A 24,051-nucleotide genomic window follows, 5' to 3' on the forward strand; every position below is an offset into this window, starting at 1 on the left:
CGTCATAATGGTCCGGACGAAGAATTGAAACGTCACTGCCCGGCAGGCTTCAGCGGACGCTTGGAGAAGATGACATCGGACGTGGCGACGGGAATGCCGAACTTGTAGACCGTCACATGGTTTTCGACCGTGCCGCCGGGCTGCGGCGTCATCACGTGACGAAAGCCGAGCAGCGTCGTGCCGCCGCCGGGCGCATAGCCGTCATAGACCAGCACGACGTGGTCGCCGCGGGTGAAGCCGCGCACCGGCACCGCCGGCGCCATCGCGCCCGTGCCGAGCTCGGTCGTCACCGTGCCGCTGAAGCCGCCGGACGGCGTCTCCGTCAGGTTCCAGCGCTGCAGCCGGGCCCCGTCCGGGAAGCGGAAGTGCTCGTCGAGACGGAGGTGGCTGCCGCTGCGCACTCCTTTGAAGCGCGCCGTGAAGGCGTCGGTGAAGAACAACGCCGTCCGCGTCACGCCGGCCGAATAGCTCGTGCCGTCGAAGAAGGCCGGCAGCGAGAACGCCGCCGACTGCGCCTGTGCCGACCCCGCATCGACCGCGGCAAAAGCGAAAGCGAGGCACGCAGCGACGGCGAGGCCGACCGGGCTGCGTGTCCGGCGCGGCGAGAGCCTGGGCGAAGCGGCCGTCATTTGCCGCCCCACGCCTTCAGCGACGTCCAGCAACTGCGGTCCATGGTGAACTGCTCGCTCGCGACCCGGCCCGAGACGACGGTGTCGGTCATTCCGTTGCCGCAGAAGCGGAAGCCGCACTTCCAGATGACCTTTCGCGAGGCCTCGTTGATCACCCGGCAACTGGCGTCGATCGCCTGGAGATCCAGCGCGGTGAAGCCGTAGTCGATCACCGCCTGCGCGGCCTCGGTGGCGTATCCGTTGCCCCAGAACGGGCGCCCGACCCAGTAGCCGATCTCCGCCCGGCGCCGGTCGGTCGTCGGCTTCAGCGAACAGATGCCGGTGAGGTCGCCGCTCGCCTTCAGGCAGATCGCGAACACGATCTCCTCGCCATGGTCGGCGATGAAGGCCTCGGCGTCTTCGAACCGGTAGGGCCAGGGCACGCGGGCGAGCATCCTGGCGAGGTCACGGTCGTTGATCAGCGTCGCGATCGCGCCCGCATCGCCGGCCTGCACCGGCCGCAGGCGCAGACGCGGGGTCACGAGCGCGCAAGTGAGCAATCTGTCGGTCAGGTCCTCGGTCATCACATCGTCCCTCCAAGGCATGCGAAAAGGGGAGACGGCGGTCCATCTCCCCCTTTCGCTGCCTGAGATCCGATGTGCTTCGGAGGTCTAGAGCGCCGGGTCGGTGGAACGCCGGCGCTCAGAAGCTCCGGTCATTCGGCGGCTTCTGCTTTCGGCATAATGGCTACGTAGGTTCGCCCGTTGGCCTTCTTCTGGAAGGCCACCGTGCCCTCGGCCGTGGCGAAGAGCGTGTGGTCCTTGCCCATGCCGACATTGACGCCCGGATGCCAGCGCGTGCCGCGCTGACGGATGATGATGTTGCCCGGGATGACGGCTTCGCCGCCGAACTTCTTCACGCCGAGGCGCTTCGACTCCGAATCGCGACCGTTGCGCGAGGAACCGCCTGCTTTCTTATGTGCCATGCTTCAATCTCCTTGCCCGTGAAGGCCTGGGAACACCGAGGCGTTCCCGATCAAAACTCAATCGCTCTCGCGGCGCGCCTATTCGGCGCTCGCGCCTTCCGCCTCTGCCCCGGGACCAGCCTCGGCCGCCGTCTTCTTCGGCGCTTCCGGCTTGGCCTTGGCCGCGGACTTCTTCGGCGCGGGCTTGCCGCCGGTCATGATCTCCGAGATGCGGATCAGCGTCAGGTCCTGGCGATGGCCGCGGGTGCGCTTGGAATTCTGGCGCCGGCGCTTCTTGAAGGAGATGACCTTCTTGCCGCGCGTCTGCTCGACGATCTCGGCGGTGACGCTCGCACCCTCGACGAAGGGCGTGCCGATGGTCGAATCGACCATCAGGACCTCGCCGAAGGTCACGGTGTCGCCAGCCTCGCCCGGCAGGCGCTCGATGGTGAACTCGTCATTGGCGGCGACGCGATACTGCTTACCGCCGGTCTTGATGACTGCGAACATTTTGTCTCCGTTCGTTCGATCGGCTCTCGTGCCAGATGGCCCGGACCGTCTTCTTGTCAGTCGGTTGATGATCGGGTGAACACGAAAAGCGCAGCTAAGCCACGCCCCACAGTGGCCCCGGCTATAGCGACGCTCTGTCGCAAGGTCAAGGAATTGTGTGTTCCCGCGACATTTCGGCCGGCGCCACGCCGCTTGACGGCGGGCGCCGCGCCCTGCCCCCGGGAGCTCCGCCCGGGGCGCTCAGTCAGGCCGCGCCTTCGCTCAGCCGCGCTCGTCCTCGTCCTCGTCCGGTTCGCTGCGCCGCATGGACGACAGCTTGGCGAAGACCGCCGCCTCGTCGATCTCGTCCTCCTCGCGCTCCCTGTCGCGATAGCCGAGGTCGGACCAGTTCTGCGTCTGCGAGGCGGAGAGCAGGCGCTCCTCCTCGGCCAGTTCCTCGGCCCGCGGCGGCATGTCGCGCGTCGCCTTCTCGACCTCGAGGTCGAGATCGATCTGCGAGCAGAGGCCGAGCGTGACCGGATCCATCGGCGTCAGGTTCGCGGCGTTCCAGTGGGTGCGCTCGCGGATCTGCTGGATGGTGTTCTTGGTCGTGCCGACGAGGCGCGAGACCTGCGCATCCTTCAGCTCCGGATGGTTGCGCACCAGCCACAGGATGGCGTTCGGACGGTCCTGGCGCTTGGAGACCGGCGTGTAGCGCGGGCCCTTGCGCTTGGATTCGGGCACGCGGACCTTCGGCGGGGCCATCTTCAGCCGGTGCTTGGGATCGCGCTCGCCGCGCTCGATCTCCTCGCGCGTCAGCTGGCCGGTCATGATGGGATCGAGGCCCTTGATGCCCTGTGCCGATTCTCCGTCGGCGATCGCCTTCACCTCGAGCGGATGCAGCGTGCACAGTTCGGCGATCTGCTCGAAGGACAGCGAGGTGTTGTCGACGAGCCAGACCGCCGTCGCCTTCGGCATCAAGAGTTGCTGAGCCTGAGCCATAGATAAAATCCTCCTTATCGCCTGCCCCGGGAGACAGGCCGTGGATCGTCGCCACATGTCCGGAAATCAGGTCGCATATAAAGAGATGGGGCTCGCCGCGCAAGAAAATCACGCGGATTTGGAGCAAAAGCCTCCGGTACACCCGGCCCCGGCCGGGAGAACGGACGCCCGGAGGCCGGGCGCGCCGTTCCCTGTCTCACCTTCGCCCCGGCAGAGCGGCAGGCGTCTTTGCGGCCGCGTCAGGCTCCCGGCTTCTGCGTCGTCAGCACGATCTTGCCGATGTGGTCCTCGTCCATGTGCCGATGCGCCTCGGCGGCTTGTGCCAGCGGATAGGTCGCCTCGATCAGCGGCTTGACCGCGCCGCTCTCGAACAGCGGCACCACATGGGTCGTCAGTTCCGCGGCGATCCCCGCCTTGAACGGCACCGGCCGGTTGCGCAGCGTCGAGCCGGTGAACTGCAGCCGCTTGCGCATCAGGAGATTGAGGTCGATCTCGACCTTCGGCCCCTTGAGGAAGGCGATCTGCACGATCCGCCCGTCCTCGGCCGCGACGTCGAGATTGCGGTTGGAATAGTCGCCGCCGACCATGTCGAGCGTCAGGTCGATGCCGCGCCCGCCGGTCGCTTCCTTCAGCGCCGCGACGAAGTCCGCCTCGCGGTAGTTGATGCAGGCGTCGGCGCCGAGCTTTTCGGCGGCCCGGCACTTGTCGGCGCTGCCGGCCGTCGCGAACACCCGCGCGCCGAATTCGCGGGCAAGCTGGATCGCCGTGGTGCCGATGCCGGAGGTGCCGCCATGGACGAGAAAGGTCTCGCCCGCGCGCAGTGCGCCGCGCTGGAAGACGTTGTGCCAGACCGTGAAGAAGGTCTCGGGCACGCCCGCCGCCTCTTCCATCGACAGCGCCTTCGGCACCGGGAGGGCCGTACTCTCGTGCACCGTCGCATATTCGGCATATCCGCCGCCGGGCAGCAGCGCCATCACCCGGTCGCCCACGGAGAACCGGCCGGCGCCCTCGCCGGTCGCGGCGACCGTGCCGGCGATCTCCAGCCCCGGCCAGTCCGGCGCTCCCGGCGGCGGCGGATAGGCGCCCATCCGCTGCAGGACATCGGGGCGGTTCACCCCGCTCGCATGCACCTCGACCAGGATCTCGCCCCTGCCCGGCTGCGGCACCGGCCGCCGCCCCGGCTTCAGCACCTCCGGCCCGCCGGGCTCGGAAATCAGGACCGCCTCCATCTCGCTCGGAATCGCCATGCCGATCGCTCCTTCGCTCGTTCGCACCCTCAAGGTAGAGGAAATCTTGCGAAGGCGAGGCAGCGTTAATCCCCGGGTAAGCTTTCCGGTGTTTAACTCCAATCGGTCCAGTTTTCTGGATAGGCGGCGCGGCTTCCGCGCTGTCTGACGCCTCCCTGTTGAAACTCCTGAGAGCCGCCATCCGCGGCTCTTTTTTTGTCTGAAGCCGGCGTTAACGACGATTAACCAATTCGCGGCGGGCCGGCTTGCCAAGCGCCCCCCTTGGGATCACCTTGCCCCAACCTTTCGCCGGCATCGCGTCGGCGGCAAAGCAATTGAAACCGCAAGGCGCCTCGGGAGTTGTCGCAGACGATGACGACGCAGATGACCGACATACGAGACGACGACCGTACCGTCCGCCTGGCCGAGCACCTGGCCTTTTCGCGCTCGTTCCAGCCGCTGTTCAACGAGGGCATGGCGCTGGTCGACGAGACCGCGGTCTATCTCGACGGCGACGGGCGGCGCGACGCCAAGGGGCTGTCGAAGCCGGCGGCGACCCTCTACGCCGCCGAATCGATGCGGCTGACGACGCGGCTGATGCAGGTCGCGTCCTGGCTGCTGCTGCAGCGGGCCGCCAATCAGGGCGACATGTCGCGGGCGCAGGTCGAGGCCGAGAAGGTCAAGGTCCGGCTCGAAGGCCTCGGCAGCGCCAAGGACTCGCCGCAATATCCGGACCTGCCAGAGGCCTTCCGCAGCCTCGTCGAGCGCGCCCAGAAGCTGGAGCGCCGCATCGCCATGCTCGACCGCGAGATCTACGGACCGCATGCCGTGGAGCCGGCGCCGGACAGCCCCAACCCGGTCGGCGAGCAGATCGACCTGCTCAGGACCGCGTTCCACGGCTGACAAACCAGATCGTACCCTAGAAGGCGCGTGAAACAAGCGGACTTCGATCGTCGCTCGGAAGCTGTATCCCGTCATCCCCCCCGCCCGAGAAAGGTCCAGCGACTGCCGTCGAAATCGAGGCGATAAAGATTCCCAGCGACGAATTGTGATGCCGCCGTGACGCCATTGATGCGGTACTCCACCTGCACAAGGCGCGAATTTCGGACGTTGAAGAAGTTCAGCTCCATTGGCCGCAAGACAACGAGTTGCTTCGCATCGCCGATGTCGACCCTGACAGCGACGCTCGTATCGAGAAGATTCACCAGCCCGACATATTCGGGAGGGACCGACAGATCTTGAACCTGCACGGAACTCGGACTGTCTGAACAAGGGGCGTCGCCGTTTGATTGGGGCGGAGCGAGAGTGGGAACCTGGGCGATGACTGCGCCGCCCGACTTCGGTCCACCGAGCCAAGTTCCCGGCCCGAACTGGAGCAGCCGCCGGAGCGACCACTGCTGCGGGGGAACCCTGAGATTGTTGTTCGGAAGAGCTTCGGTTTCAGGCCCCTCTGCACGAGCGGAAGCAGCCGCAAGCAGTAGTGCTAAGGTCAGAGCAACTTCTCGCCATCTGCTTCTGCCCACCGAAATCGTGCCGCGGCGGAACGCTTCCGCTCTCTCAGACGCACAGCAGATTCGGCGATCGCGGGTCATTCCGTTGCACCGTCCGGTGTTTGCGACTGGTGTTCCGGGGACCCGCGTCGCCCGTCAATCTTCCCGAAAATGTAGCCAAGGATTGTCCCAAGAAGGCCGAACGCAGGCGCTGTCTGGTTCTCGTTATAGCCGGCTGTCATCAGGAACAACGCCGCGATCACGACGATAATGGCGAGATAGTAGCGAGAGAACTCATCGCTCCCGCGCCCCACGAAATACATCGCGACGAACGCAGCAGTCAGCAGCAATGCTGCGATCATTACGATCATGGTCAGATTGTATTCTTTCTGCCGCGACTGCGGACCACTGCCAGGAGTTCCCTTGCCATCGCCTGGGGCGATGTGGTTGTCGGGGAGGTCGCTGGATGGCCCGGTCCCGCTGCCGCCGCCGACGGAGGCGGCAGGAACCTGCTGTGCGGCGGCGACCATGCCCCCGACCAGCGTCCAGCCGAGGCTCAATATGACGGCAAGTAACACCTTTGCGATCATCGACCCCTCGAATAGTGGGACACGCCGCAGTCGAACACGGCAGCGCCCACCATCATAATACCACAAACCCTAACCTAAGGGAAGATAACGGTGGAGGCACTGCTCTCAGCAGATCCGGTCACGACAAAAGCCCGGCCCGCTTCTGCAGCGGCCGGGCCTTAAATTTTGGTCATGAACCGGGGCCGAGACCCGGTCACAGCCGTCGGATCAGATGCCGAAGCCTTCGTAGCGCTTCTTGAAGCGCGACACGCGGCCGCCGCGATCCATCAACTGCTGATTGCCGCCGGTCCAGGCCGGATGGCTGGTCGGGTCGATGTCGAGGTTCATCTTGTCGCCCTCGGAACCCCAGGTAGACCGGGTCTGGTACTGGGTGCCGTTGGTCATCACGACGGTGATCGTGTGGTAGTCCGGATGGATCTTCTCGCGCATCGGGCTCGGGTCCTTGACGTCTGTGCCGGTCGATCTGCGACAAGCGATCACCGCTGCGGGAGACCGCCGGGGTGGTCGGAATGTCCAGGGGATCGAAAAGCTGTATCGCTTCCAAATTCGGGTTCGAGCCTATACATCAGGCCCGGGTTCGGCACAAGGGCCCGGCATCACGAGCATCGGAGGCAGCCTTGCCCGAAACGACAGCGGTCGACCGGACCGCCGAGAAACGGCGCCGCAATCTGAAACCCCTCGCCCGCCTCAATCCCTATCTCTGGCGCTACAAGGGCCTCGCGGCCGGGGCGGTGGTCTTTCTGACGCTCGCCGCGGTCACCACGCTGTCGCTGCCGCTCGCCGTGCGCCGGGTCATCGACCAGGGCTTCGTCGCCGGGCAGCACGGCCTGATCGACGCCTATTTCGCAACCCTGATGGGCCTCGCCGCCCTGCTCGCGATCGCCAGCGCCGGGCGCTACTACTTCGTCGTGACGCTGGGCGAACGCGTCGTCGCCGATCTGCGCAAGGACGTCTTCACCCATGTCAGCCGATTGTCGCCGGCCTTCTTCGACAAGGCCATGTCCGGCGAGATCGTCTCGCGGCTGACGGCCGATGCGACGCAGATCAAGTCGGCGGTCGGCTCGACCGCCTCGGTGGCGCTGCGCAACGCCATCATGTTCTTCGGCGCCGTCGTCATGATGGCGATCACCAGCCCCAGCCTGTCGCTGATCGTCATCGCCGCGATCCCGCTGATCGTCCTGCCGCTGGTCGCCTTCGGCCGCTCCGTGCGGCGGCGCTCGCGCCAGGCGCAGGACACGCTCGCCGACGCCACCGCCTATGCCTCCGAGGCGATCGGCGCGATGCGTACGGTCCAGGCCTTCACCTTCGAGCGCGGCGTCACCCGCCGCTTCTCCCGCGCCGTCGACATCGCCTTCGAGGCCGCCCGCGCCTCGATCAAGGCCCGCGCGGTGCTGACCGCCATCGCCATCTTCCTGATCTTCGCCTCCATCGTCGCGGTCCTGTGGATCGGGTCGCAGCGCGTCGCCTCCGGCGCGATGAGCGGCGGAACGCTGTCGCAGTTCCTGCTCTACGCCGTCTTCGCCGCCGCCGCCCTCGGTCAGCTCTCCGAAGTCTGGGGCGATCTTGCCATCGCCGCCGGCGCCGCCGAGCGGCTGACCGAACTGCTGGCGGAGAAGCCGGCGATCGCCGACCGGGAGCACCCGGTCGCTCTGCCCGCTCCGGCGCAGGGCGCCGTCGGCTTCGAGAAGGTCAGCTTCGCCTATCCCTCGCGGCCGGACGTCTCGGCCGTGCACGAATTGTCCTTCACCGTTCGCCCGGGCGAGACGGTGGCGATCGTCGGCCCGTCCGGCGCCGGCAAGTCGACGCTCTTCGCGCTGTTGGAGCGCTTCTACGACCCCGACGCCGGCCGGGTGACGGTCGACGGCGTCGACATTCGCGACGCCGGCATCGAGGCGGTGCGCCGCCGCATCGCGCTGGTGCCGCAGGACGTCACCATCTTCGCCGCGAGCGCTGCCGAGAACATCGCCTTCGGCGACCCCGACGCCTCGCGCGACCGGATCGAGGCGGCGGCGCGCGCGGCCCTCGCCGACGGCTTCGTGCGGGCGATGGACAAGGGCTACGAGACGGTCGTCGGCGAGCGCGGCATCACCATGTCAGGCGGCCAGCGCCAGCGCATCGCGATCGCCCGTGCGATCCTGCGCGACGCGCCGATCCTGCTCCTCGACGAGGCGACCTCGGCGCTCGACGCCGAAAGCGAGACGGCGGTGCAGAAGGCGCTCGACCGGCTGATGGAGGGCCGCACGACGCTGGTCATCGCGCACCGCCTGGCGACCGTGCTGAAGGCCGACCGCATCCTCGTCATGGACGGCGGCCGCATCGTCGAGGAAGGCACGCACCAGGCGCTGATCGCCAAGGGCGGCCTCTACGCCCGCCTCGCCCGGCTGCAGTTCGACGCAGGCCGCACTGACGAGCTGCTGGCGGGCGCGGCGGAGTAGGCCGCGCCCTCTTCAGACGACGAAGCGGCCGCCGCTACTTGACCGGTGGCAAGGTCGCTTCCACGGTGATTGCCGAGAACCAGGCGGCCAGATTGTCGATATCGCCATCGCTGAGGCTCTGGGCGATCAGCGACATCTGTTCGTGCTGGCGCTTGCCGGATTTGAACGCCTTCAGCTGCGCAGCGAGATAGTAGGCGCTGTCGCCGGCGAGATTCGGTGCGTCCGGCACGACGGCAAGGCCCTTCGGACCGTGGCAGGTGGCGCACATCGCCGCTCGGGCCTTGCCGGCGGCGAGATCGGCGGCACCGGCCGGAAACGGCGCGAGAGCGGGGATGGCCGCCAGAGCGAGCGCGGCCGGGATCATGCAGCTTGTGATCATGGTCCAATGTTCCGGATGACAAGGGCGACAGCACCGCCGGCCCGACAGACGCGCCGCGATAGGTCGGGATCGCCTGCCGTTTCGCGATGCGGTGGACGGCGAAGCGGAGGTGCCGGGAGGCGCAGGACGCACCTCCCGACCTTCCAGCCTACTTCTCGTAGGAGATGCGGTAGAGCGCGCCGGCGAGATCGTCCGAGACGAGCAGCGAGCCGTCCTTCATCATTTCCACGTCGACCGGGCGGCCGATATATTCGCCGCTTGCCGTCAGCCAGCCCTTGGCGAAAACCTCCGGCTCGCCTGCGGTGCCGTCTTCCTTCACCGGGGTGAACATCACCTGCGCCCCGGTCGGTTGCGTCCGGTTCCAGGAGCCGTGCTGGGCGGAGAAGATGCCGCCGCGATACTTCGCGGGGAACATCGTGCCGGTGTAGAAGTCCATGCCGAGGTCGGCGGCGTGAGCAGTCATCGTCACCTGCGGCATGATGGTGCCGGCCGGCGGTTCGGAGTCCTTGTATTCGTTCGTGCGAACGTCTCCGCCGCCGTACCAGGGGAAGCCGAAGTTCTCCCCGGCCTTGGTGGCACGGTTGATCTCGCCCGGCGGGATGTCGTCGCCCATCCCGTCGACCTGGTTGTCCGTGAACCACAGATCGCCGTTCGCCGGGTTGAACTGCATGCCGACGGAATTGCGGACGCCGGTGGCGAAGACCTCGCGGCCGGTGCCGTCGCGGTTCATCCGGATGATCCCGCCCATTCCGACCTTGCCGTAGAGGTCGAGCTTCTCCGGCGGCGGCACGTTGAAGGGCTGGCCCAGCGTGATGTAGAGCTTGTCGTCCGGGCCGACCCGACAGACCCGCGCGGTGTGGTTGAAGCTCTCCTCCGACGGCGGGATCAGCTTGCCCTGGTCGACCACCACGCTGACCGCGACGTCCGGGCTCTCATAGAAGAACTCCGCCGCCGGCAGCGCCAGGACACGGTTCTGTTCAGCGATGAACAGGAAGCCGTCCTTAGAGAAGCAGACGCCGTTCGGGACGGTGAAGGAAATCGACGGCGCGAACTGCTTCACCTCGTCGGCGACGCGGTTCTTGTCGCGATCGGTGACGACCCAGACGTTCTGCTTGCGGGTCCCGACGAAGGTCGCGACACCCTGCGGGCCGATGGCGATGTGGCGCGCATCGGGCACGACCGCATAGAGCGCGATCTTGAAGCCGTCCGGCAGCTTGATCTTCTCGAGGTTCTTTCGAAGCTGGTCGGCATATTCTCCGGTCTGGTCGACGGTCTTGAAGTCCATCGACGTGCCGGTCTTCTTGAAGCCTTCCAGCTTCTTCATGTTGTCGCTCTGCGCAAAGGCAGGCGACGCCGCCAACAGGCTGAGCACGGCAACCGTGCCGAGCAGCACCTTTTTCATCTTTCCTCCCTGCCGCGAACATTGCACGGCTTGCCAAAAGAGCTTGTTGCCCTTGCGGAAGAAATGCTGGCACAGGCAAGACCGGGCCGTCAATCGCGGCAGAAGTGTCCTCCAGGATGCAGCCGGTCGGGCAGCGACGGATCGGCAACGGCGGATGCCGGAGCGGCGGCCGTCCTGCCGCCGCTCCGGCGAACCCCGGCAGCGTCACGCTTCGGTGCGGGCGAAGACGCGGATGCGGTGCCCGTCCGGGGAGCGCGCCGTCGCCGTGTAGCCGAAGTCCATCTGGGTGGGCGCCTGCAGCACGGTGGCCCCGAGCTGCGGCAGTCGCTCCGCGAAGGCGTCGACGGCGGGTCGGTCGCCGAGGCGGAGCGCGAATTCCGAACCGCCGATGCCGGCATCGGCCGCAGGTTCGACGCCGGCGCGCTTCCACAGGCCGAACATCACGCCGTCCAGCGCGAAAAGGGCGAAGGTCGGCGAAAGCTCCATCGGCTCGCGCCGGAAGAGTGGCCCGTAGAAGCGCGCGGACGCTTCCGGATCGGCGACATAGAGGAGATGTAGGGTGTTGCGGTCATGATCGGCTCCCGTTCTGGTGACGGGAGACGCTGTAGCGCGCGGCAGTGTCAGCCTGTGGCAGCAGCCGTCAGCCGCTGATCTCCGGCTCCCGACGGCCGCGCGAGTCCGCCTCGCGCTTCAGCCGCCATTCGGCCAAAAGGATCCGGTGCCGCCGCCCCATGCGCAGGCCGGTGGGGCTCGCAGCCGCGATCCGGTCGAGCCGGAAATGCCGGAAGTCGCCGCGCATCTCGCACCAGGCGGCCAGCATCTCCGCCGCGTCGAAGAAGCCGACGGCGAGCGGCCAGACCCGGCGGGCGGTCTCCTGTCCCTCCCGGTCGCGATAGCGGATGTCGAGCGACTGCTCGCCTCGAATCGCCTCCCGGATCGGCTTCAGGCAGAGGGGCTCGGCGCCCGTCCGCGGCCCCGCCAGCAACTGGACCTCGGCGGCGCTCCGCCCTGCCGGAAGCACGGCCTCGATCTTGGCGAGCGCGCTCTCGGCCTTGGCGCCGAGCAGCTCGGGCAGCCGCCGCCCGACGAAACGCAGGCCGAGCACGAGCGCGTCGACCTCGTCGCCGTCGAACATCAATGGCGGCAGGGTGTGCCCCGGCCGAAGGACGTAGCCGAGGCCCGCCTCGCCTTCGATCGGCACGCCGTCCGCCTGAAGCGTGGCGATGTCGCGGTAGAGCGTGCGCAGGCTGATACCGAGTTCGTTCGCCAGATCCGCCCCGCGCACCGGACGACGGTGGCGGCGCAGCACCTCGATCAGATCCAGAAGACGCGCGGCACGGGACATGAGCGGGACTCATACCACCGGCCGAGACGGACGACGACTCCGACGGCTGCACGGAATCGGCGAGGAGAACAGCCGGCAGGCGCCCTGCCGGACTTGCGGCAGAGGGGCGCCGGCCGCGGCCGGTATGCGTTGGCTCAATAACCGAAGCGGTTGGGACGTTCGTCGCTGCGCTGGCAGAAGAAGACCAGAAGGACGAGGGCACCGACCAGCGGAATGAAGACGAGCAGGTAGTACCAGCCGGATCGGCCGGTGTCGTGAAGCCGCCGGACCGCGATTGACAGCGAAGGGATCAGCGCGGCAAGGGAGTAGAGATCGCCGACGAACAGGCCGGTCCGTGGCGCGAGAAGCTGCTCGGCGAAGCCGATGGCAAAGGCCAGCAGGACGATGCCGAGCTCTGCGTACCAGAATTCCGACCGGCTCGCCCGCCCGCGAAAGTCGGCGTATTTTTTCCAGAATCGCGAAAACGCCTGTCCGAGGCTGGCGCCGGGGAGCGAGGCCTCCAGCCGTTCCTGCGGCGCGGCAAAGGGGCTGCGCGCGGGATCGCCGGTGGGCGACCAGCGCAAAGCGCCGGCGGCGGCTCCTGTGCCGCGCTCCGAACTGGCGTCGGGACGGAGTTCGCTGAAGGCCGGCGGCCCGGGAGTTCGCGGAAACAGCCGCGCGAGCTCGGTCTCGGACGCGAACTGCCAGTCCGCCATGCCATCGCGCCAGACATAGCTGTCCGCCTCAAGAAGTCCGGCCCGCGCGAGGCTCGCAAGCACGTCTTCCTCATAAGGGCCCGCCTGCTGGCCCGCATCCACGACATACCAAAGGCTCGACACATCCCCTCCGCGACGTCGCGGCAGCCACGCTGCTGCCCCGGCCGATCGTCTTTCCCCGCCGCAGGGTACAATATGCAGTTGCACACGCAAGCAGGGAAAGGCCGGGGAAGACCAGCAGGGCTCGCAAAGGGAGCTGACCAGGAGCTTTAGCGCCGACGGCAGCCGGATCCGCCTACCGTTCGGTCAGCTTGAACTCGATGCGGCGGTTCTTGGCGCGGGCCTCGGGCGTGTCGCCCTCCTCCAGCGGCTGGTACTGGCCGAAGCCGGTCGCGGCCAGCCGCTCCGGCGGCACGCCCTGGCTGATCAGGAAGCGCACGACGGCGTCGGCGCGGGCGGTGGCGAGTTCCCAGTTGTCCTTGAAGCGGCTGCCGGAGACCGGAACGTTGTCGGTATGGCCGTCGACGCGGATGATCCAGTTGATGTCGGAGGGGATCTCGCGCACGAGTTCCTTGATGGCGTCTGCGAGCTTGGCCATCTCCTCCTGGCCGGCCGGCTGCAGATCGGCCGAGCCCGAGGCGAACAGCACCTCCGACTGGAAGACGAAGCGGTCGCCGACGACGCGGATGTTCTGCCGGTCGGCGAGGATCTCGCGCAGCCGGCCGAAGAAGTCCGAGCGATAGCGGCTGAGTTCCTGCACGCGCTGCGCCAGGGCGATGTTCAGCCGCTTGCCGAGATCGGCGATCTTGGTCTGGCTCTCCTTGTCGCGGGACTCCGACGCCCCCAGCGCGCTCTCCAAGGCGGCGATCTGCTGGCGCAGCGCCGAGAGCTGCTGGTTGAGCAGCTCGACCTGCGACTGCGCGCGCTGCGAGACCTGCTGCTGCGCGTCGAGCGCGCCCTTCAGGTCGGCGACCTGGGCGTTGGCGGCGGCGGCCGAGCCCGAGCCGGTGTCCAGCGCCTTCTGCAGCCGCGAGCGCTCGTCCTCGGCCGCCGACAGCGACGCCCGCAGCGTGGCGATCTGGTCCTGGTAGTCCTGGCTCGACGAGCGCTCCAGCGCCAGCATCTGGGTCAGCTCGTTGATCTGGCTGTTCAGCCGGTCGAGCACCGCGTCCTTGCCGGAGATCTCGCGGGTGAGGAGAAACTGCGCCAGCACGAAGACCGACAGCAGGAACATGATGGCGAGCAGCAGCGTCGACAGCGCGTCGACGAAACCCGGCCAGTAGTCGATCGTGCGTTCGCTGCGGCGGTTTCTCGACAGCGCCATCGCCTCACTCGTCCTTCGCGGTCTTGCCGATCTGCCCCGCGAGGCGGTCGAGCACGAGGCGCATCTCGCGCTGCTCGCCGGCCTGCGCCTCGACGAAGTCGCGCAGGAGCTGCTGCTCCCCGCGCATGTGCTGGACGAGGCCCTGGATGCTTTCGGCCAAATTCGCCATCGCGGCGCTGGTGCGCGGGCTCGCCGACTGGTCCTGGATCAGCTTGTTCAGCCGTTCGGAGAGAAGCCGCAGCTCGTCCGCGCCGTCCGTGCCGGCCACCGCCGCCCCCGGCGGCAGCACCATGTCCGAGCCGACATCGGTGATCGAGGAGAGCCAGTTCTCGAGCTCGGTGTAGAAGCGGTTCTGCGCCCGGCCGATCTGCAGGTCGAGAAAACCGAGGACCAGCGACCCGGACAGGCCGAAGAGCGATGAGGAGAAGGCCGTGCCCATGCCGGAGAGCGGCGCGGAAAGACCTGCCTTCAATGCGTCGAGGATGCTCGCGGTGTCGCCGCCGCCGGGGTCGAGCCCCTGGATCGTCGCGCCAATCGAGCCGATGGTGCGAAGCAAGCCCCAGAACGTGCCGAGCAGACCGAGAAAGACCAGGAGGCCGATGAGATAGCGGGCGATGTCGCGCGTCTCGTCGAGCCGCGTTGCGATCGAATCGAGGATCGAGCGCATCGACGTCGTCGACAGCGAGATCGACCGCCGCCGACCGATCAGCGCCCGCATCGGCGCGAGCAGGACGGGATCGCGCAGCGTCTCGAAGTCCGATGCGCCGTCGCGATAGGCGTTGACCCAGCGCACCTCGCGCGACAGGCGCAGCACCTGCAGGAGCGCGAGGAAGATGCCGACGGCGAGGACGCCGATGATCAGGCCGTTGAGGCCGGGATTGGTCGAGAAGGCGGTCGAGATCTGGCGGCCGAGAATGGCGGCGACGAAGCCTGCCAGCGCCAGAAAGACCAGCATAGACCACAAGAAGACGAGCGGCGACGACAGCCGCGTCGGATCGTAGTCATCCGGCCTTCCCGTCTTGTCTTTCGGCGCGTTGAAGACCTGCATCGCGACTTTCACTCAATTCTTCGCCCGTTGCAGGGCGACCGACGCCATCTCTTTCTGCGGGCCGAGCCGCGGCTCGTCCTCTCCTCGGCTACATCCGCAGGCAGCGCAAGAGTGCGCAGCCTTAATTGTGGGAAACAATAGGCAAGAATCGTAAGCATTGGAACGGCATCGCCCGTTCGCGGCGCGCCGAACGAGACCCTCCGGCGGGGATCAGTCCGCCGCCGGCGTCTCCGCTGCCGGTGCGCTCGCACGCCGACGCTGGGCGCGCGCCTTCTTCAGCTGGTCGACCAGCGCCTTGTGCATGAACTCGTTGCCGCAGGCGATGTCGCCGCGCATGTGGTCGAACTTCTCGCCGGTCAGGCCGGAGAGGAAGCCGCCGGCCTCGCGCACCAGCACCGCTCCCGCGGCGACGTCCCAGGGCTGCAGCGCCTCTTCCCAGAAGCCGTCGAGCCGGCCCGCCGCGACATAGGCGAGGTCGAGCGCGGCGGCACCCATGCGGCGCACGCCCGAGGTCTCGCCCATGATCTGGCGCAGCTCGTAGAGGAAGCCGGCATGGTCGCCGCGGCCGAGGAAGGGGATGCCCGTGCCGAACAGCGCCTCGGGCAGCGTCTTTCTCGCGGCGACGCGGATGCGCCGGTCGTTCAGGAAGGCGCCGCCGCCCTTCTCGGCCGTGTAGAGCTCGTCCATCGCCGGGTTGAGGATGACGCCGGCGACGAGCTGGCCGTCCCGCTCAAGCGCGATCGACACCGCGAACATCGGGATGCCGTGCAGGAAATTGGTGGTGCCGTCGAGCGGGTCGACGATCCAGCGATGCTGCGGATCGCGGCCCTCGACCGTGCCGCGCTCTTCCATCACGAAGCCCCAGTCGGGGCGAACCCGCGACAGCTCCTGGAAGACGATCTCCTCGGCGCGGCGGTCGGCGTTGGAGACGAAGTCGGCCGGCCCCTTCATCGAGACCTGGAGGTTCTGCACCTCGCCGAAATCGCGGATCAGCGAGCGGCCGGCCTTCATGGCGGCCTGCGTCATGACATTGAGAAGCGCCGAACGGGCCATCGGATTCTTTCTTTAGTCTCGAATGGGAAGGACCACGAGCGAGCCGCTCAGTCGGCCCGCCTCAGATAGGTGATCTCGTTGGTGTCGACCAGAATCTTCTCGCCGGCCTCGATGAAGGGCGGCACCATCACGCGGATGCCGTTCTCCATCACCGCCGGCTTGTAGGACGAGGCGGCCGTCTGCCCCTTCACCACCGGATCGGCCTCGGCGATCGCAAGGACCACCTGGCCGGGCAGCTTGATGCCGATCGGCCGGCCGTCATAGCTCGACACCGTCACCATCATCCCGTCCTGCAGGAAGGCGGCACGGTCGCCGACGAAATCCTTGGCGAGTTCCAGCTGTTCAAAGCTCTCGGTGTCCATGAACACCAGCATCTCGCCCTCCTCGTAGAGAAACTGGTAGTCGGCGAGGTCGAGCCGCACCTCCTCGACCGTCTCCGAGGCGCGGAAACGCTCGTTGAGCTTGGTGCCGTCGAGGAGGTTCTTCAGCTCCACCTGCGCGAAGGCGCCGCCCTTGCCGGGCTTCACGTGCTGGGTCTTCACCGCGACCCAGAGACCGCCATCGTGCTCGAGCACGCTGCCGGGGCGGATTTCATTGCCGTTGATCTTCATCGATACACTCGGAAAACGGATGCTGGACACTTGGTGGAGTTCGCAGGCGGCATCGCGGCGGCTGCGGCATGGCGCCGTCGGCGCACTCGCCCGGCCCTTGCGGAGGCGTCTGCGTCCGTTCGCGGCATTCGCAATGTCGAGCGATGCGCCGCTCAAGACCACAGAATGCCGCCGCGTTCAAGCCGGGACCGGGCGGCGCCCGTCGGCCGGGAGCGGCAGGGGCCGCATCGAGCCTTGGCACGGTGGGCGTTGCCGTGCGCCCTCGCCGTCCGACGCAGGGCGTTCGCGCGGAAGCGACCGCTGTGTCTTCCGCCGCGCCGCTCGCCGCCGTTGCCAGCGGCCCGGCCCGACGCTACCACCATGGCCGACACGCTCTCGCACCCGTCCCGAAGGAGCCCCCATGGCGCTCGATGTCGCGGTCCAGATGGACCATGTCTCCTCGATCTCGATCAGAGGCGATTCCACCTTCGCCCTCGGCCTCGAAGCACAGCGCCGCGGGCACACGCTGTTCCACTACACGCCCGAGCGCCTGTCGATGCGCGACGGCCGCGTCACCGCGCGCGGCGAGCGCCTGGAGCTGCGCGAGGAGGAGGGCAACCATTTCACGCTCGGGCCGTCGGAAAAGGTGGATCTCTCCGGCTTCGACGTGGTGCTCCTGCGCCAGGATCCGCCCTTCGACATGGCCTACATCACCTCGACGCACATCCTGGAGCGGGTGCAGCCGAAGACGCTGGTGGTCAACGACCCGGCCTCGGTGCGCAACGCGCCGGAGAAGATCTTCGTCACCGAGTTCCCGGACCTGATGCCGGAGACGCTGATCACCAAGGACATCGCCGAGGTGCAGGCCTTCCGTGCCGAGTTCGGCGAGATCGTGCTGAAGCCGCTCTACGGCAATGGCGGCGCCGGCGTCTTCCACATCACGAAGGAGGATCGCAACCTCACCTCCTTCATGGAGACCTTCGCGCTCCTGTTCCGCGAACCCTTCATCGTCCAGCGCTACCTCAAGGACGTGCGCCAGGGCGACAAGCGGATCATCCTCGTCGACGGGCAAGTCGCCGGCGCGATCAACCGCGTCCCGGCCGAGACCGACGCGCGCTCCAACATGCATGTCGGCGGCAAGGCGGTCGCGACCGAACTGACGGCGCGCGAGCGCGAGATCTGCGAGCGGATCGGCCCGGCCCTGAAGGCGCGCGGCCTGATCTTCGTCGGCATCGACGTCATCGGCGACTACCTGACCGAGATCAACGTGACGTCCCCGACGGGCATCCGCGAGGTCAAGCGCTTCGGCGGCAACGACATCGCCGCGATGATCTGGGACGCGATCGAAGCGCGGCTCTGATCCGCCGCGCCGGAAGGGGCGCGAGCGCAGTCGCCCGCACCCCATGGCCGACGGCGCGACGCCGCCTCCCCCCGGCGGGGACGAGCGCGCTGCCCTCCCCCGACCTGCGCCGCGGCTGCCGCAGAACCGTTACAGGCCGCAACGAACATGAACCGGAGATGACCGCGCTGTTCCGGAACGGTTCGGCGTCGCCGTGGCTTAATCCCCCAACAGATCAAACTCCGACGAGGGGAAGGAACAGAACCATGAAGCTCAAGCTTTTCGCCGCGACCGCCGTCCTCGGCACGCTCGCCCTGGCCGGCACGAGCCTTGCCGCCGAGCGGGCCATCGCCACGACCGACGTGAACCTCAGGGCCGGCCCGTCGACCGACTATCCCGCCGTCAACGTCGTCGGCGAGGGCGACGCCGTGCGCGTCTTCGGCTGCCTGCAGACGCGGTCCTGGTGCGACGTCGCCTATGACGGCCAGCGCGGCTGGATGTCGTCGAATTATCTCGCCTATGCCGGGCATCGCGAGTTCGACGCCTATTCGGCGCCGGTGATCACCTTCTCGATCGACAGCTACTGGAACAATCACTATCGCGGCCGCGACTTCTACCGCGAGCGGGGCCGCTACGAGGGCCCGCGCTTCCATCCGCGCCCCGATCACTGGCAGGACCGCGCCGACCGGCGCGACCGGTGGCGCGACCATGGCCGCGATGGGCACGACGACCGCTGGGACCGTGGCGATCATCGTGGCGACCGCCACGACTTCGGGCGGCACGACCGCGGCGATCACCGGGATTTCGACGGCGACCACCGCNCCGCGCCGACCGGCGCGACCGGTGGCGCGACCATGGCCGCGATGGGCACGACGACCGCTGGGACCGTGGCGATCATCGTGGCGACCGCCACGACTTCGGGCGGCACGACCGCGGCGATCACCGGGATTTCGACGGCGACCACCGCGGCCCGCAGCCGCCCGTGCCGCTCTACCGCGTGCAGTGAGGCAGGCGCGCAAGAGCGCGCTGCCGCAGGCCTTTCATCGCGGCGCGGGTCTCTCCCGCGCCGCGATCGTTTTCGCCGCCGAACTCCGGGATTCGACGAAACCGCGCATCGGCGGGTTGCGAAGCCCCCGAAATATGGTATCCGGACGGCGTGGAGAGGTGGCCGAGTGGTCGAAGGCGCTCCCCTGCTAAGGGAGTATACGGGAGACCGTATCGAGGGTTCGAATCCCTTCCTCTCCGCCACGCCAGATTCGGCGGCCGGCCTTCCTAAGACATTGAGAGTGCAGGCGTTTTTAAGCCGATCCCAGGTCATGGGATCGAGTCGTGTCGAATGTTCCAGCCAATGTTCCAGTTCGGGCCGGTCCGAGGGACCCGTCGCGAAGGGTTCGCTACATGTCCCCGGTCGGCTCCGGTTGGCGCTTCACGATGCGCCTTCCGAGCCAGCTTCGTGGTATCCTTGCAAGTGATTCGGCTGCCGTCAGCGGTGGCGAGTTCCTGCGCGCCAGTTTCGGGCCGCTGACCCGTCAGCAGGCCCGGGCCGTCGGCGAGCAGGCGGCAGCGCAATGCCGGCTTCTATGGGGGGACGGGCTGCGGAGGCTCCACGCATTGACCGAAGACAGCGAAACCACGTCACTCTCTTATCAGGATCTTCCAGCAGCCAAGCGCGCCGTCGTCGACGAAGTGGTCGCGGCGGCGAACACCATGCTCGCACAGATGAAGACGGGGCGGTTGTCCCGCGCGTCCCCCCATCTTGCCATGCTCCCCTTCATGGATCAGCTCCGAGCTCTGGAAGCGACCGCCCGGACGCAGCCCCACATCGCTGGACTCCTGGAGAAGCCAGCTCGGGAGACGGTGAAGTCGATGCTGAGCGCCTTCGGGCGAGACGAGACGTGCGTTGACCATGTCGATCAGGTCCTCGACGTCCGGGTCCCGGAACCACCGGCCGCCACAGCCACAGGTATCAAGTTTTCAGCTGCAAGCGAGGCGTATGTCGACGAGTTGAAGGGGCGACGGACAATGTCCGAGAAGGACGTTGTCCGATACGACAGGATGCTTTGGTTCTTCCGCCACGTGACAGGCGATCGGACGATCGCAGACTACCGCCAGAGCGACATCCGGACGTATGTGGGAATTCTCCGCAGGCTGCCCGCCCGCTTCTCGCCTGAAGAGGTTCGCATCGACGACGGCGGCAATCTGATTGCGCCAGCGCTCAACGGCTCCTCGGCGCTATCTGCCGGGACGATCGCGTCCTACCTAGCTCCCGTCCGAGCGGTCTTCGCGCGCGAATGTGGAAACGTGAAGATCAGCAATCCCTGTGACGGAATCCGCCTGGAAAAGCCGCGCAAGAACCGTCCGTCGCGGTCTCGGCCGCTGCCGCTCGACATCTTCAACAAGGCGATCGTCGAAGGCGCACGCGACGGATCGCTCGTCGCCCTTCTGCTTCCTGTCGTTGGCCTTCTGACCGCGCGCCGCATCGGTTTGTTCACGTTTTTGAACAGAGACTGGCTCGAGAAGGTCAATAGTCACTACATCGTCAGACCGACCGAAAGCGTCGTCCTTCCCGGTCGTAGGGCCCGCACGCCGATCAAGACCGACGAATCCATGGTTCCGTTCGTCCTTCACGAGGAACTCGTGAGGCTCGGGGTCGTGGAACTGATGGATGAGCGAGGCTTCTTGTTCGCCGAGGCCATGTCCGCGGACGATCCGGCCGCAGCTCTGTCGAAGCGTGGGAACCTGCTATTGAAACGAGCGGGGGCAAGAGGACGCGCGCACGGACAGACGTTCCATGGAATCAGAGCTCGCGGCATCACCCATTATCGTGCTCACGTCCCGCAAGCCGTCCGGCTCCAGGCCGGTCATGCCGCCGCCGACGAACACGAAGGATACGACTGGGCGGAGATCGAGCCTGAGCTCATCCCCGCGGTTGCAACCGTTCCCTTGCCCTCAGGTGTCAATCTCTCCCCGCTCTACAGCGCCGACATCCGGCGGGCTATCGCTCTTGAAGAGAGGCTGGCACGCGCTCGCGCGAAAAAATCCGGTTAGCATCAGAGGGTCGATCCGCAACACCGACCGCTGTCGCAGTCTGCCGCCCAAGCCAGTGCCCGAGATCGTATCTGGCGGCGGCGTCAGCGCAACGTTCTCCATGCCGCTCTCGCCGCCCTCACCCATGTCATTCGGCTCCGCGCGATGACCCCACCGCTCGAACATGATCAGTGGCTTACCGCGCCGATCGGCGTCGGGACCCCACGCCGATGCACAAGGAAGCCGCCATACAATTGATAGCCCCACGCTCGAGCAGAGTATTCGCCTGATCAGACGGCCCTTATCGCGATCCAAGTCCCCGCCGCCACGAACATCAGACCGAACGCCAGCGCGAATTTGTCTCCGCGAGGCAGCAACTTCTCGAGCAGGACGACGATAGCCAGCCCCGCGATCCAGTAGACATTCATGATGCCGCCTACGAACAGCAGCGACATCAGGGCCCAGCAGCAGCCTAAGCAGTAGGCGCCGTGTTCCACACCCATGCGGAATGCCCCCGAGCGGCCTTTCCTCCAGTGCCGCGACAGGAACTCGGCAGGCGAGCGGCAGTGTTCCAGGCACACTTGCTTGAACGATGACAACTGATAGAGGCCGGCGGCGACGAGCAACGCCGCCGTCAGCCACATACTCACCGACCACATCATCGGTTGGGACAGTAGACCGAGCTGTTCGCAGGCGAACTGAAGAGTGGTGGCGACCAGCGAAAAGGCAAGCCAGACGACGAGATAACCGCCGAGAAAGAAGCCGGATGGAATCGCGCCGACGGCCATCTGTCCCCTACTCTGTGCATGGCGACTGACGCGGGCGTGGAGCAGCACTATCGGGGCAACGCTTGGGATCATCATGGCGATCATCATGATCCACCACATGCCGACAATGACGAACCAGGTCGCAGGGGACCACGCCGCCGCCGGCATCGTCATCCCTGCCTCCCCGCCCGGAAAGATCGCGGGACGGCTCATCATCCAGATGTTCATGCCGGTGCCGGCCCCGACCAGCAGCCACGCCCAGGCTAGCATGGCGAGTGCGACGAGGCCGATCAGCATGACAAGGCGGTCGCGCCGGATGATTAGCTCCACCGTCGATGTCTGCGGGGTCGCCTCGGCCATGTCAGACCCTGATCGGCCCCTGCCCGTTCATATGCAGGCGGGCGAACTGGCCGTAGGAGTTCTCGAGATCGAAAGCGATCGGCCCCCGCGTCTTTGAGGAGGCGCTGCCAACTTCCGCAAGCATGTACTCGAACCCGTCGGGCAGGTCGATCCGTGCCCTATGTTCCAGTCCAGTCACGACATTGCGGATGGGCTCGCCCACCGTGTCGATGAAGCCGTCGACATGGATCTTGCCGCGGCGCGCATCAACATCGACGTCCATGTCGATTTTACGGAAAGCGGGCTCGAAGACCTCGCTCACCGTCGATGCGAAAACGTTGAACATCGTCCTGCCGGGCTCGGAGTCCTCCCCCGACATGATCTTCAGAAGCGCCTGACGCTGGTTATCGTCGGCGCGCTCGTCGATGATCGGCTGGCACTTGCCGCCACCTTCGTGGATGGCGCCAGGCCACTGGAAGATGAACGCTATGCGCATCCCGTCGAGACTGACCCTCCCATGGTGCCCCCGCCGGATTTCGATTGCACCGTTCGCCTGGCAGTATCCGTGCGTTGGCAGGGCATTGAACTGGCAGGGGCATCCATAGGCGCAGTTGCAATTGACCAACTCGACCCCTTCGATTTCCCATGGCGTCATGGCATCATCCTTTCAGGTTCGGCCAGGCCTTTAGGGTCGATGATGCCGTGTGGCCCGTACGCGGCATTCCAGAGCGCGCCGTAGCGGCTCTGCCTATGCATGCGGATCTCGCCACCGCTGGTGAACGTGCCGCTTGCGACCTCAGCTTCACGAAATTCGAAACCCTCGGGCAGTACGATGCGAGCCCGGTGGGCTAGTCCCGTCACGGGATTGCGGATGGGCTCCCGTTCGAGGGCGAGTTGATCCTCGATCCGAAACCAGCCGGTTCGCGCCTCGATGTCGCTGCCGAAGTCGATTGGAGCGAAGATCGGGGGCAGTTCCTTGGCGATCGTCGCGCCATAGATATTGAAGACAGTGGTCGGCTCCTGCTCGCCGCCCCCGAGGATGGTACCCAGCGCCTCGACCTGGGTCGGAGTGGCCGCGCTGTCGATGAACCCCTGAACGACGCCCCCGCCCTCATGCACGGGGCCGGGCCAACGGTAGGCCGCCGCGACCTCGAGGCCGTCCAGCCGCAGATCACCGAACCAGCCATCATTAATCCGCATGCATTCGAGCCCCTCGCAGAGGCCCTCCGACGGCTTGCCGTTGAATTCGCAGGGACATCCGTAATCGCAACTGCACGCCGCGATCTTGGGTCCCTTTATTGCCCAATCCACGTAGGGCATTACAGTTCTCCGAAGAAAGACCGCATTTTAACAGTATCGGATGCGGAGGGAAAGGCGCGGGTCGGCGGCCCAAGGCCGAAGGCGGACCGTCCGGTTTGGAGTACAGCAGGCGGAAAACTGCCAAGAGCTTCGACCGGTGGCTCGATGGCAAGATGACTGGGAACCGATGCAAGAGCTTGAGATGCCTTGACGTAGCCTCATGTCACGATGAAAACCGCTTATCGGTGCCAAACCCCTGCAGGTGTTGGTAATCTCCCAAATGCTCTTCAGAACAAGGCGGTCGACTATGGGAATTGTCGCGAAGGCAACTGAAGTCGTGGGTGGCGCTGTCGCGCTCGTCAGGCGCTTTGGTTCTCCGTCGCATCAAGCCGTCGGGCTGACACCCCAGATTCCGGATGCGCGAAAACAAGGAATCATGACTTTGAAGCTTCCCGCCGCAGAGGGCTAGAAGAACGGGCGTCTGCCCACCCCTGCGCCGGGGCTTCAGGTCAATGCCTTCGCGTCGAACCTCGATCATCCCCGCTGGATCGAGGTCCTTCCCAATGGCGACGTCCTCGTGGCGGAATCGAAGGAACAGCCGGAGACGCCGCGCAGCCTCATGGACCACGCGCAGCAGGCC

The 24,051-nt window shown here is 66.6% G+C and carries 24 protein-coding genes, 1 tRNA gene and 3 pseudogenes; 7 read left to right on the plus strand and 21 right to left on the minus strand.

What is annotated here, in order from left to right; all coding sequences use genetic code 11:
- Nucleotides 1-32: 32 nt before the first annotated feature.
- The 6 genes from AB5S17_RS20870 to AB5S17_RS20895 form a co-directional block, all read right to left on the minus strand.
- Nucleotides 33-629: a DUF3833 family protein gene (locus AB5S17_RS20870; protein WP_369243048.1), complete on the minus strand. Its 597-nt coding sequence runs from the start codon at nucleotides 627-629 to the stop codon at nucleotides 33-35.
- Entirely contained in the window at nucleotides 626-1,192 is a 567-nt protein-coding gene (locus AB5S17_RS20875; protein ID WP_369243050.1) for a GNAT family N-acetyltransferase, read from the minus strand. Before AB5S17_RS20875 ends, AB5S17_RS20870 begins: the two co-directional genes overlap by 4 nt.
- Before the next feature lie 131 nt (nucleotides 1,193-1,323).
- Complete coding sequence (rpmA, locus tag AB5S17_RS20880; RefSeq protein ID WP_229151435.1) at nucleotides 1,324-1,593, minus strand: 50S ribosomal protein L27; 270 nt, start codon at nucleotides 1,591-1,593, stop codon at nucleotides 1,324-1,326.
- Nucleotides 1,594-1,671: 78 nt separating this feature from the next.
- The gene (gene rplU / locus AB5S17_RS20885) at nucleotides 1,672-2,082 is read right to left on the minus strand and encodes a 50S ribosomal protein L21 (RefSeq protein ID WP_369243053.1); all 411 of its coding nucleotides are present in this window, start codon (nucleotides 2,080-2,082) and stop codon (nucleotides 1,672-1,674) included.
- Between the two features lie 261 nt (nucleotides 2,083-2,343).
- Nucleotides 2,344-3,063, minus strand: a complete 720-nt coding sequence (locus tag AB5S17_RS20890; protein ID WP_369243055.1) for a DUF1013 domain-containing protein — start codon at nucleotides 3,061-3,063, stop codon at nucleotides 2,344-2,346.
- 239 nt (nucleotides 3,064-3,302) lie between these two features.
- Nucleotides 3,303-4,310 carry an NAD(P)H-quinone oxidoreductase gene (locus AB5S17_RS20895; RefSeq protein WP_369243057.1) on the minus strand — a complete coding sequence of 336 codons (1,008 nt, stop codon included), beginning with the start codon at nucleotides 4,308-4,310 and terminating at the stop codon, nucleotides 3,303-3,305.
- A gap of 351 nt (nucleotides 4,311-4,661) precedes the next feature.
- On the opposite strand from AB5S17_RS20895, the gene AB5S17_RS20900 reads away from it, so the two are divergent.
- Nucleotides 4,662-5,192: a DUF1465 family protein gene (locus tag AB5S17_RS20900; RefSeq protein WP_369243059.1), complete on the plus strand. Its 531-nt coding sequence runs from the start codon at nucleotides 4,662-4,664 to the stop codon at nucleotides 5,190-5,192.
- Between the two features lie 71 nt (nucleotides 5,193-5,263).
- Here AB5S17_RS20900 and AB5S17_RS20905 read toward each other — a convergent pair whose 3' ends face one another.
- The 3 genes from AB5S17_RS20905 to rpmE all read right to left on the minus strand — a co-directional run bounded on the left by AB5S17_RS20905 (nucleotide 5,264) and on the right by rpmE (nucleotide 6,798).
- Nucleotides 5,264-5,881, minus strand: coding sequence for a hypothetical protein (locus AB5S17_RS20905; protein ID WP_369243061.1), 618 nt, complete (start codon nucleotides 5,879-5,881; stop codon nucleotides 5,264-5,266).
- Nucleotides 5,878-6,369, minus strand: coding sequence for a hypothetical protein (locus tag AB5S17_RS20910; RefSeq protein ID WP_369243063.1), 492 nt, complete (start codon nucleotides 6,367-6,369; stop codon nucleotides 5,878-5,880). The genes AB5S17_RS20905 and AB5S17_RS20910 overlap by 4 nt, the downstream gene beginning before the upstream one ends.
- A 207-nt stretch (nucleotides 6,370-6,576) precedes the next feature.
- Nucleotides 6,577-6,798, minus strand: a complete 222-nt coding sequence (gene rpmE, locus AB5S17_RS20915; protein WP_369243065.1) for a 50S ribosomal protein L31 — start codon at nucleotides 6,796-6,798, stop codon at nucleotides 6,577-6,579.
- A 188-nt stretch (nucleotides 6,799-6,986) separates the two neighbouring features.
- Between rpmE and AB5S17_RS20920 the strand changes: the two genes are divergently transcribed.
- Nucleotides 6,987-8,804, plus strand: a complete 1,818-nt coding sequence (locus AB5S17_RS20920; protein WP_369243067.1) for an ABC transporter transmembrane domain-containing protein — start codon at nucleotides 6,987-6,989, stop codon at nucleotides 8,802-8,804.
- 34 nt (nucleotides 8,805-8,838) lie between these two features.
- Here the strand turns inward: AB5S17_RS20920 and AB5S17_RS20925 are convergent, their stop codons facing one another.
- The 9 genes and pseudogenes from AB5S17_RS20925 to efp form a co-directional block, all read right to left on the minus strand.
- Nucleotides 8,839-9,183, minus strand: a complete 345-nt coding sequence (locus AB5S17_RS20925) for a cytochrome c (protein WP_369243069.1) — start codon at nucleotides 9,181-9,183, stop codon at nucleotides 8,839-8,841.
- A 148-nt stretch (nucleotides 9,184-9,331) separates the two neighbouring features.
- Nucleotides 9,332-10,585, minus strand: a complete 1,254-nt coding sequence (locus tag AB5S17_RS20930) for a sorbosone dehydrogenase family protein (RefSeq protein ID WP_369243071.1) — start codon at nucleotides 10,583-10,585, stop codon at nucleotides 9,332-9,334.
- A 204-nt stretch (nucleotides 10,586-10,789) separates the two neighbouring features.
- Nucleotides 10,790-11,209, minus strand: a complete 420-nt coding sequence (locus AB5S17_RS20935; protein WP_369243097.1) for a VOC family protein — start codon at nucleotides 11,207-11,209, stop codon at nucleotides 10,790-10,792.
- Between the two features lie 16 nt (nucleotides 11,210-11,225).
- The gene (locus AB5S17_RS20940) at nucleotides 11,226-11,930 is read right to left on the minus strand and encodes a helix-turn-helix transcriptional regulator (RefSeq protein WP_369243073.1); all 705 of its coding nucleotides are present in this window, start codon (nucleotides 11,928-11,930) and stop codon (nucleotides 11,226-11,228) included.
- Nucleotides 11,931-12,064: 134 nt separating this feature from the next.
- Entirely contained in the window at nucleotides 12,065-12,832 is a 768-nt protein-coding gene (locus AB5S17_RS20945; RefSeq protein ID WP_369243099.1) for a DUF805 domain-containing protein, read from the minus strand.
- 88 nt (nucleotides 12,833-12,920) lie between these two features.
- Nucleotides 12,921-13,949 (minus strand): peptidoglycan -binding protein, encoded by a 1,029-nt coding sequence (locus AB5S17_RS20950; RefSeq protein ID WP_369243075.1) that lies wholly within the window; start codon nucleotides 13,947-13,949, stop codon nucleotides 12,921-12,923.
- Between the two features lie 4 nt (nucleotides 13,950-13,953).
- Nucleotides 13,954-14,963: pseudogene (locus tag AB5S17_RS20955) on the minus strand (flagellar motor protein MotA); the annotation flags it as partial.
- A 244-nt stretch (nucleotides 14,964-15,207) separates the two neighbouring features.
- Nucleotides 15,208-16,050, minus strand: a complete 843-nt coding sequence (locus AB5S17_RS20960; protein ID WP_369243077.1) for an inositol monophosphatase family protein — start codon at nucleotides 16,048-16,050, stop codon at nucleotides 15,208-15,210.
- A 47-nt stretch (nucleotides 16,051-16,097) separates the two neighbouring features.
- Complete coding sequence (efp, locus tag AB5S17_RS20965; protein ID WP_369243079.1) at nucleotides 16,098-16,661, minus strand: elongation factor P; 564 nt, start codon at nucleotides 16,659-16,661, stop codon at nucleotides 16,098-16,100.
- A 400-nt stretch (nucleotides 16,662-17,061) separates the two neighbouring features.
- On the opposite strand from efp, the gene gshB reads away from it, so the two are divergent.
- The 4 genes and pseudogenes from gshB (at nucleotide 17,062) to AB5S17_RS20985 (ending at nucleotide 21,027) form a co-directional block, all read left to right on the plus strand.
- Nucleotides 17,062-18,000 carry a glutathione synthase gene (gshB, locus tag AB5S17_RS20970; protein ID WP_369243081.1) on the plus strand — a complete coding sequence of 313 codons (939 nt, stop codon included), beginning with the start codon at nucleotides 17,062-17,064 and terminating at the stop codon, nucleotides 17,998-18,000.
- Between the two features lie 245 nt (nucleotides 18,001-18,245).
- Nucleotides 18,246-18,482: pseudogene (locus AB5S17_RS20975) on the plus strand (SH3 domain-containing protein); the annotation flags it as partial.
- 655 nt (nucleotides 18,483-19,137) lie between these two features.
- A tRNA-Ser gene (locus AB5S17_RS20980) sits at nucleotides 19,138-19,227 on the plus strand.
- Between the two features lie 150 nt (nucleotides 19,228-19,377).
- A complete protein-coding gene (locus AB5S17_RS20985) occupies nucleotides 19,378-21,027 on the plus strand; it encodes a hypothetical protein (protein ID WP_369243083.1) in 1,650 nt (549 codons plus the stop codon).
- Between the two features lie 269 nt (nucleotides 21,028-21,296).
- Here AB5S17_RS20985 and AB5S17_RS20990 read toward each other — a convergent pair whose 3' ends face one another.
- The 3 genes from AB5S17_RS20990 to AB5S17_RS21000 are packed head-to-tail and all read right to left on the minus strand — an operon-like array spanning nucleotide 21,297 to nucleotide 23,432.
- The gene (locus AB5S17_RS20990; RefSeq protein ID WP_369243085.1) at nucleotides 21,297-22,133 is read right to left on the minus strand and encodes a DUF2182 domain-containing protein; all 837 of its coding nucleotides are present in this window, start codon (nucleotides 22,131-22,133) and stop codon (nucleotides 21,297-21,299) included.
- 1 nt (nucleotide 22,134) lies between these two features.
- Nucleotides 22,135-22,767, minus strand: coding sequence for a DUF1326 domain-containing protein (locus tag AB5S17_RS20995; protein ID WP_369243087.1), 633 nt, complete (start codon nucleotides 22,765-22,767; stop codon nucleotides 22,135-22,137).
- Entirely contained in the window at nucleotides 22,764-23,432 is a 669-nt protein-coding gene (locus tag AB5S17_RS21000; protein ID WP_369243089.1) for a DUF1326 domain-containing protein, read from the minus strand. The genes AB5S17_RS20995 and AB5S17_RS21000 overlap by 4 nt, the downstream gene beginning before the upstream one ends.
- Nucleotides 23,433-23,718: 286 nt before the next feature.
- Here AB5S17_RS21000 and AB5S17_RS21005 point away from each other — a divergent pair.
- Nucleotides 23,719-24,051, plus strand: a pseudogene (locus tag AB5S17_RS21005) (sorbosone dehydrogenase family protein); the annotation flags it as partial.

This window comes from Jiella sp. M17.18 (genome assembly GCF_041027365.1).
Taxonomy (GTDB): Bacteria; Pseudomonadota; Alphaproteobacteria; order Rhizobiales; family Rhizobiaceae; genus VKMB-3413.

What these genes read in the sequence shown, in the direction of transcription:
- AB5S17_RS21000 (WP_369243089.1), bottom strand. Translation starts at nt 23,432, where the DNA reads ATGCCCTACGTGGATTGGGCAATAAAGGGACCCAAGATCGCGGCGTGC.
- AB5S17_RS20960 (WP_369243077.1), bottom strand. Translation starts at nt 16,050, where the DNA reads ATGGCCCGTTCGGCGCTTCTCAATGTCATGACGCAGGCCGCCATGAAG.
- AB5S17_RS20890 (WP_369243055.1), bottom strand. Translation starts at nt 3,063, where the DNA reads ATGGCTCAGGCTCAGCAACTCTTGATGCCGAAGGCGACGGCGGTCTGG.
- AB5S17_RS20870 (WP_369243048.1), bottom strand. Translation starts at nt 629, where the DNA reads ATGACGGCCGCTTCGCCCAGGCTCTCGCCGCGCCGGACACGCAGCCCG.
- AB5S17_RS20905 (WP_369243061.1), bottom strand. Translation starts at nt 5,881, where the DNA reads ATGACCCGCGATCGCCGAATCTGCTGTGCGTCTGAGAGAGCGGAAGCG.
- AB5S17_RS20900 (WP_369243059.1), top strand. Translation starts at nt 4,662, where the DNA reads ATGACGACGCAGATGACCGACATACGAGACGACGACCGTACCGTCCGC.
- AB5S17_RS20990 (WP_369243085.1), bottom strand. Translation starts at nt 22,133, where the DNA reads ATGGCCGAGGCGACCCCGCAGACATCGACGGTGGAGCTAATCATCCGG.
- rpmA (WP_229151435.1), bottom strand. Translation starts at nt 1,593, where the DNA reads ATGGCACATAAGAAAGCAGGCGGTTCCTCGCGCAACGGTCGCGATTCG.
- AB5S17_RS20995 (WP_369243087.1), bottom strand. Translation starts at nt 22,767, where the DNA reads ATGACGCCATGGGAAATCGAAGGGGTCGAGTTGGTCAATTGCAACTGC.
- AB5S17_RS20910 (WP_369243063.1), bottom strand. Translation starts at nt 6,369, where the DNA reads ATGATCGCAAAGGTGTTACTTGCCGTCATATTGAGCCTCGGCTGGACG.
- gshB (WP_369243081.1), top strand. Translation starts at nt 17,062, where the DNA reads ATGGCGCTCGATGTCGCGGTCCAGATGGACCATGTCTCCTCGATCTCG.
- AB5S17_RS20950 (WP_369243075.1), bottom strand. Translation starts at nt 13,949, where the DNA reads ATGGCGCTGTCGAGAAACCGCCGCAGCGAACGCACGATCGACTACTGG.
- AB5S17_RS20925 (WP_369243069.1), bottom strand. Translation starts at nt 9,183, where the DNA reads ATGATCACAAGCTGCATGATCCCGGCCGCGCTCGCTCTGGCGGCCATC.
- AB5S17_RS20985 (WP_369243083.1), top strand. Translation starts at nt 19,378, where the DNA reads ATGTCCCCGGTCGGCTCCGGTTGGCGCTTCACGATGCGCCTTCCGAGC.
- AB5S17_RS20930 (WP_369243071.1), bottom strand. Translation starts at nt 10,585, where the DNA reads ATGAAAAAGGTGCTGCTCGGCACGGTTGCCGTGCTCAGCCTGTTGGCG.
- AB5S17_RS20895 (WP_369243057.1), bottom strand. Translation starts at nt 4,310, where the DNA reads ATGGCGATTCCGAGCGAGATGGAGGCGGTCCTGATTTCCGAGCCCGGC.
- AB5S17_RS20940 (WP_369243073.1), bottom strand. Translation starts at nt 11,930, where the DNA reads ATGTCCCGTGCCGCGCGTCTTCTGGATCTGATCGAGGTGCTGCGCCGC.
- AB5S17_RS20875 (WP_369243050.1), bottom strand. Translation starts at nt 1,192, where the DNA reads ATGACCGAGGACCTGACCGACAGATTGCTCACTTGCGCGCTCGTGACC.
- rplU (WP_369243053.1), bottom strand. Translation starts at nt 2,082, where the DNA reads ATGTTCGCAGTCATCAAGACCGGCGGTAAGCAGTATCGCGTCGCCGCC.
- rpmE (WP_369243065.1), bottom strand. Translation starts at nt 6,798, where the DNA reads ATGCGCGAGAAGATCCATCCGGACTACCACACGATCACCGTCGTGATG.
- efp (WP_369243079.1), bottom strand. Translation starts at nt 16,661, where the DNA reads ATGAAGATCAACGGCAATGAAATCCGCCCCGGCAGCGTGCTCGAGCAC.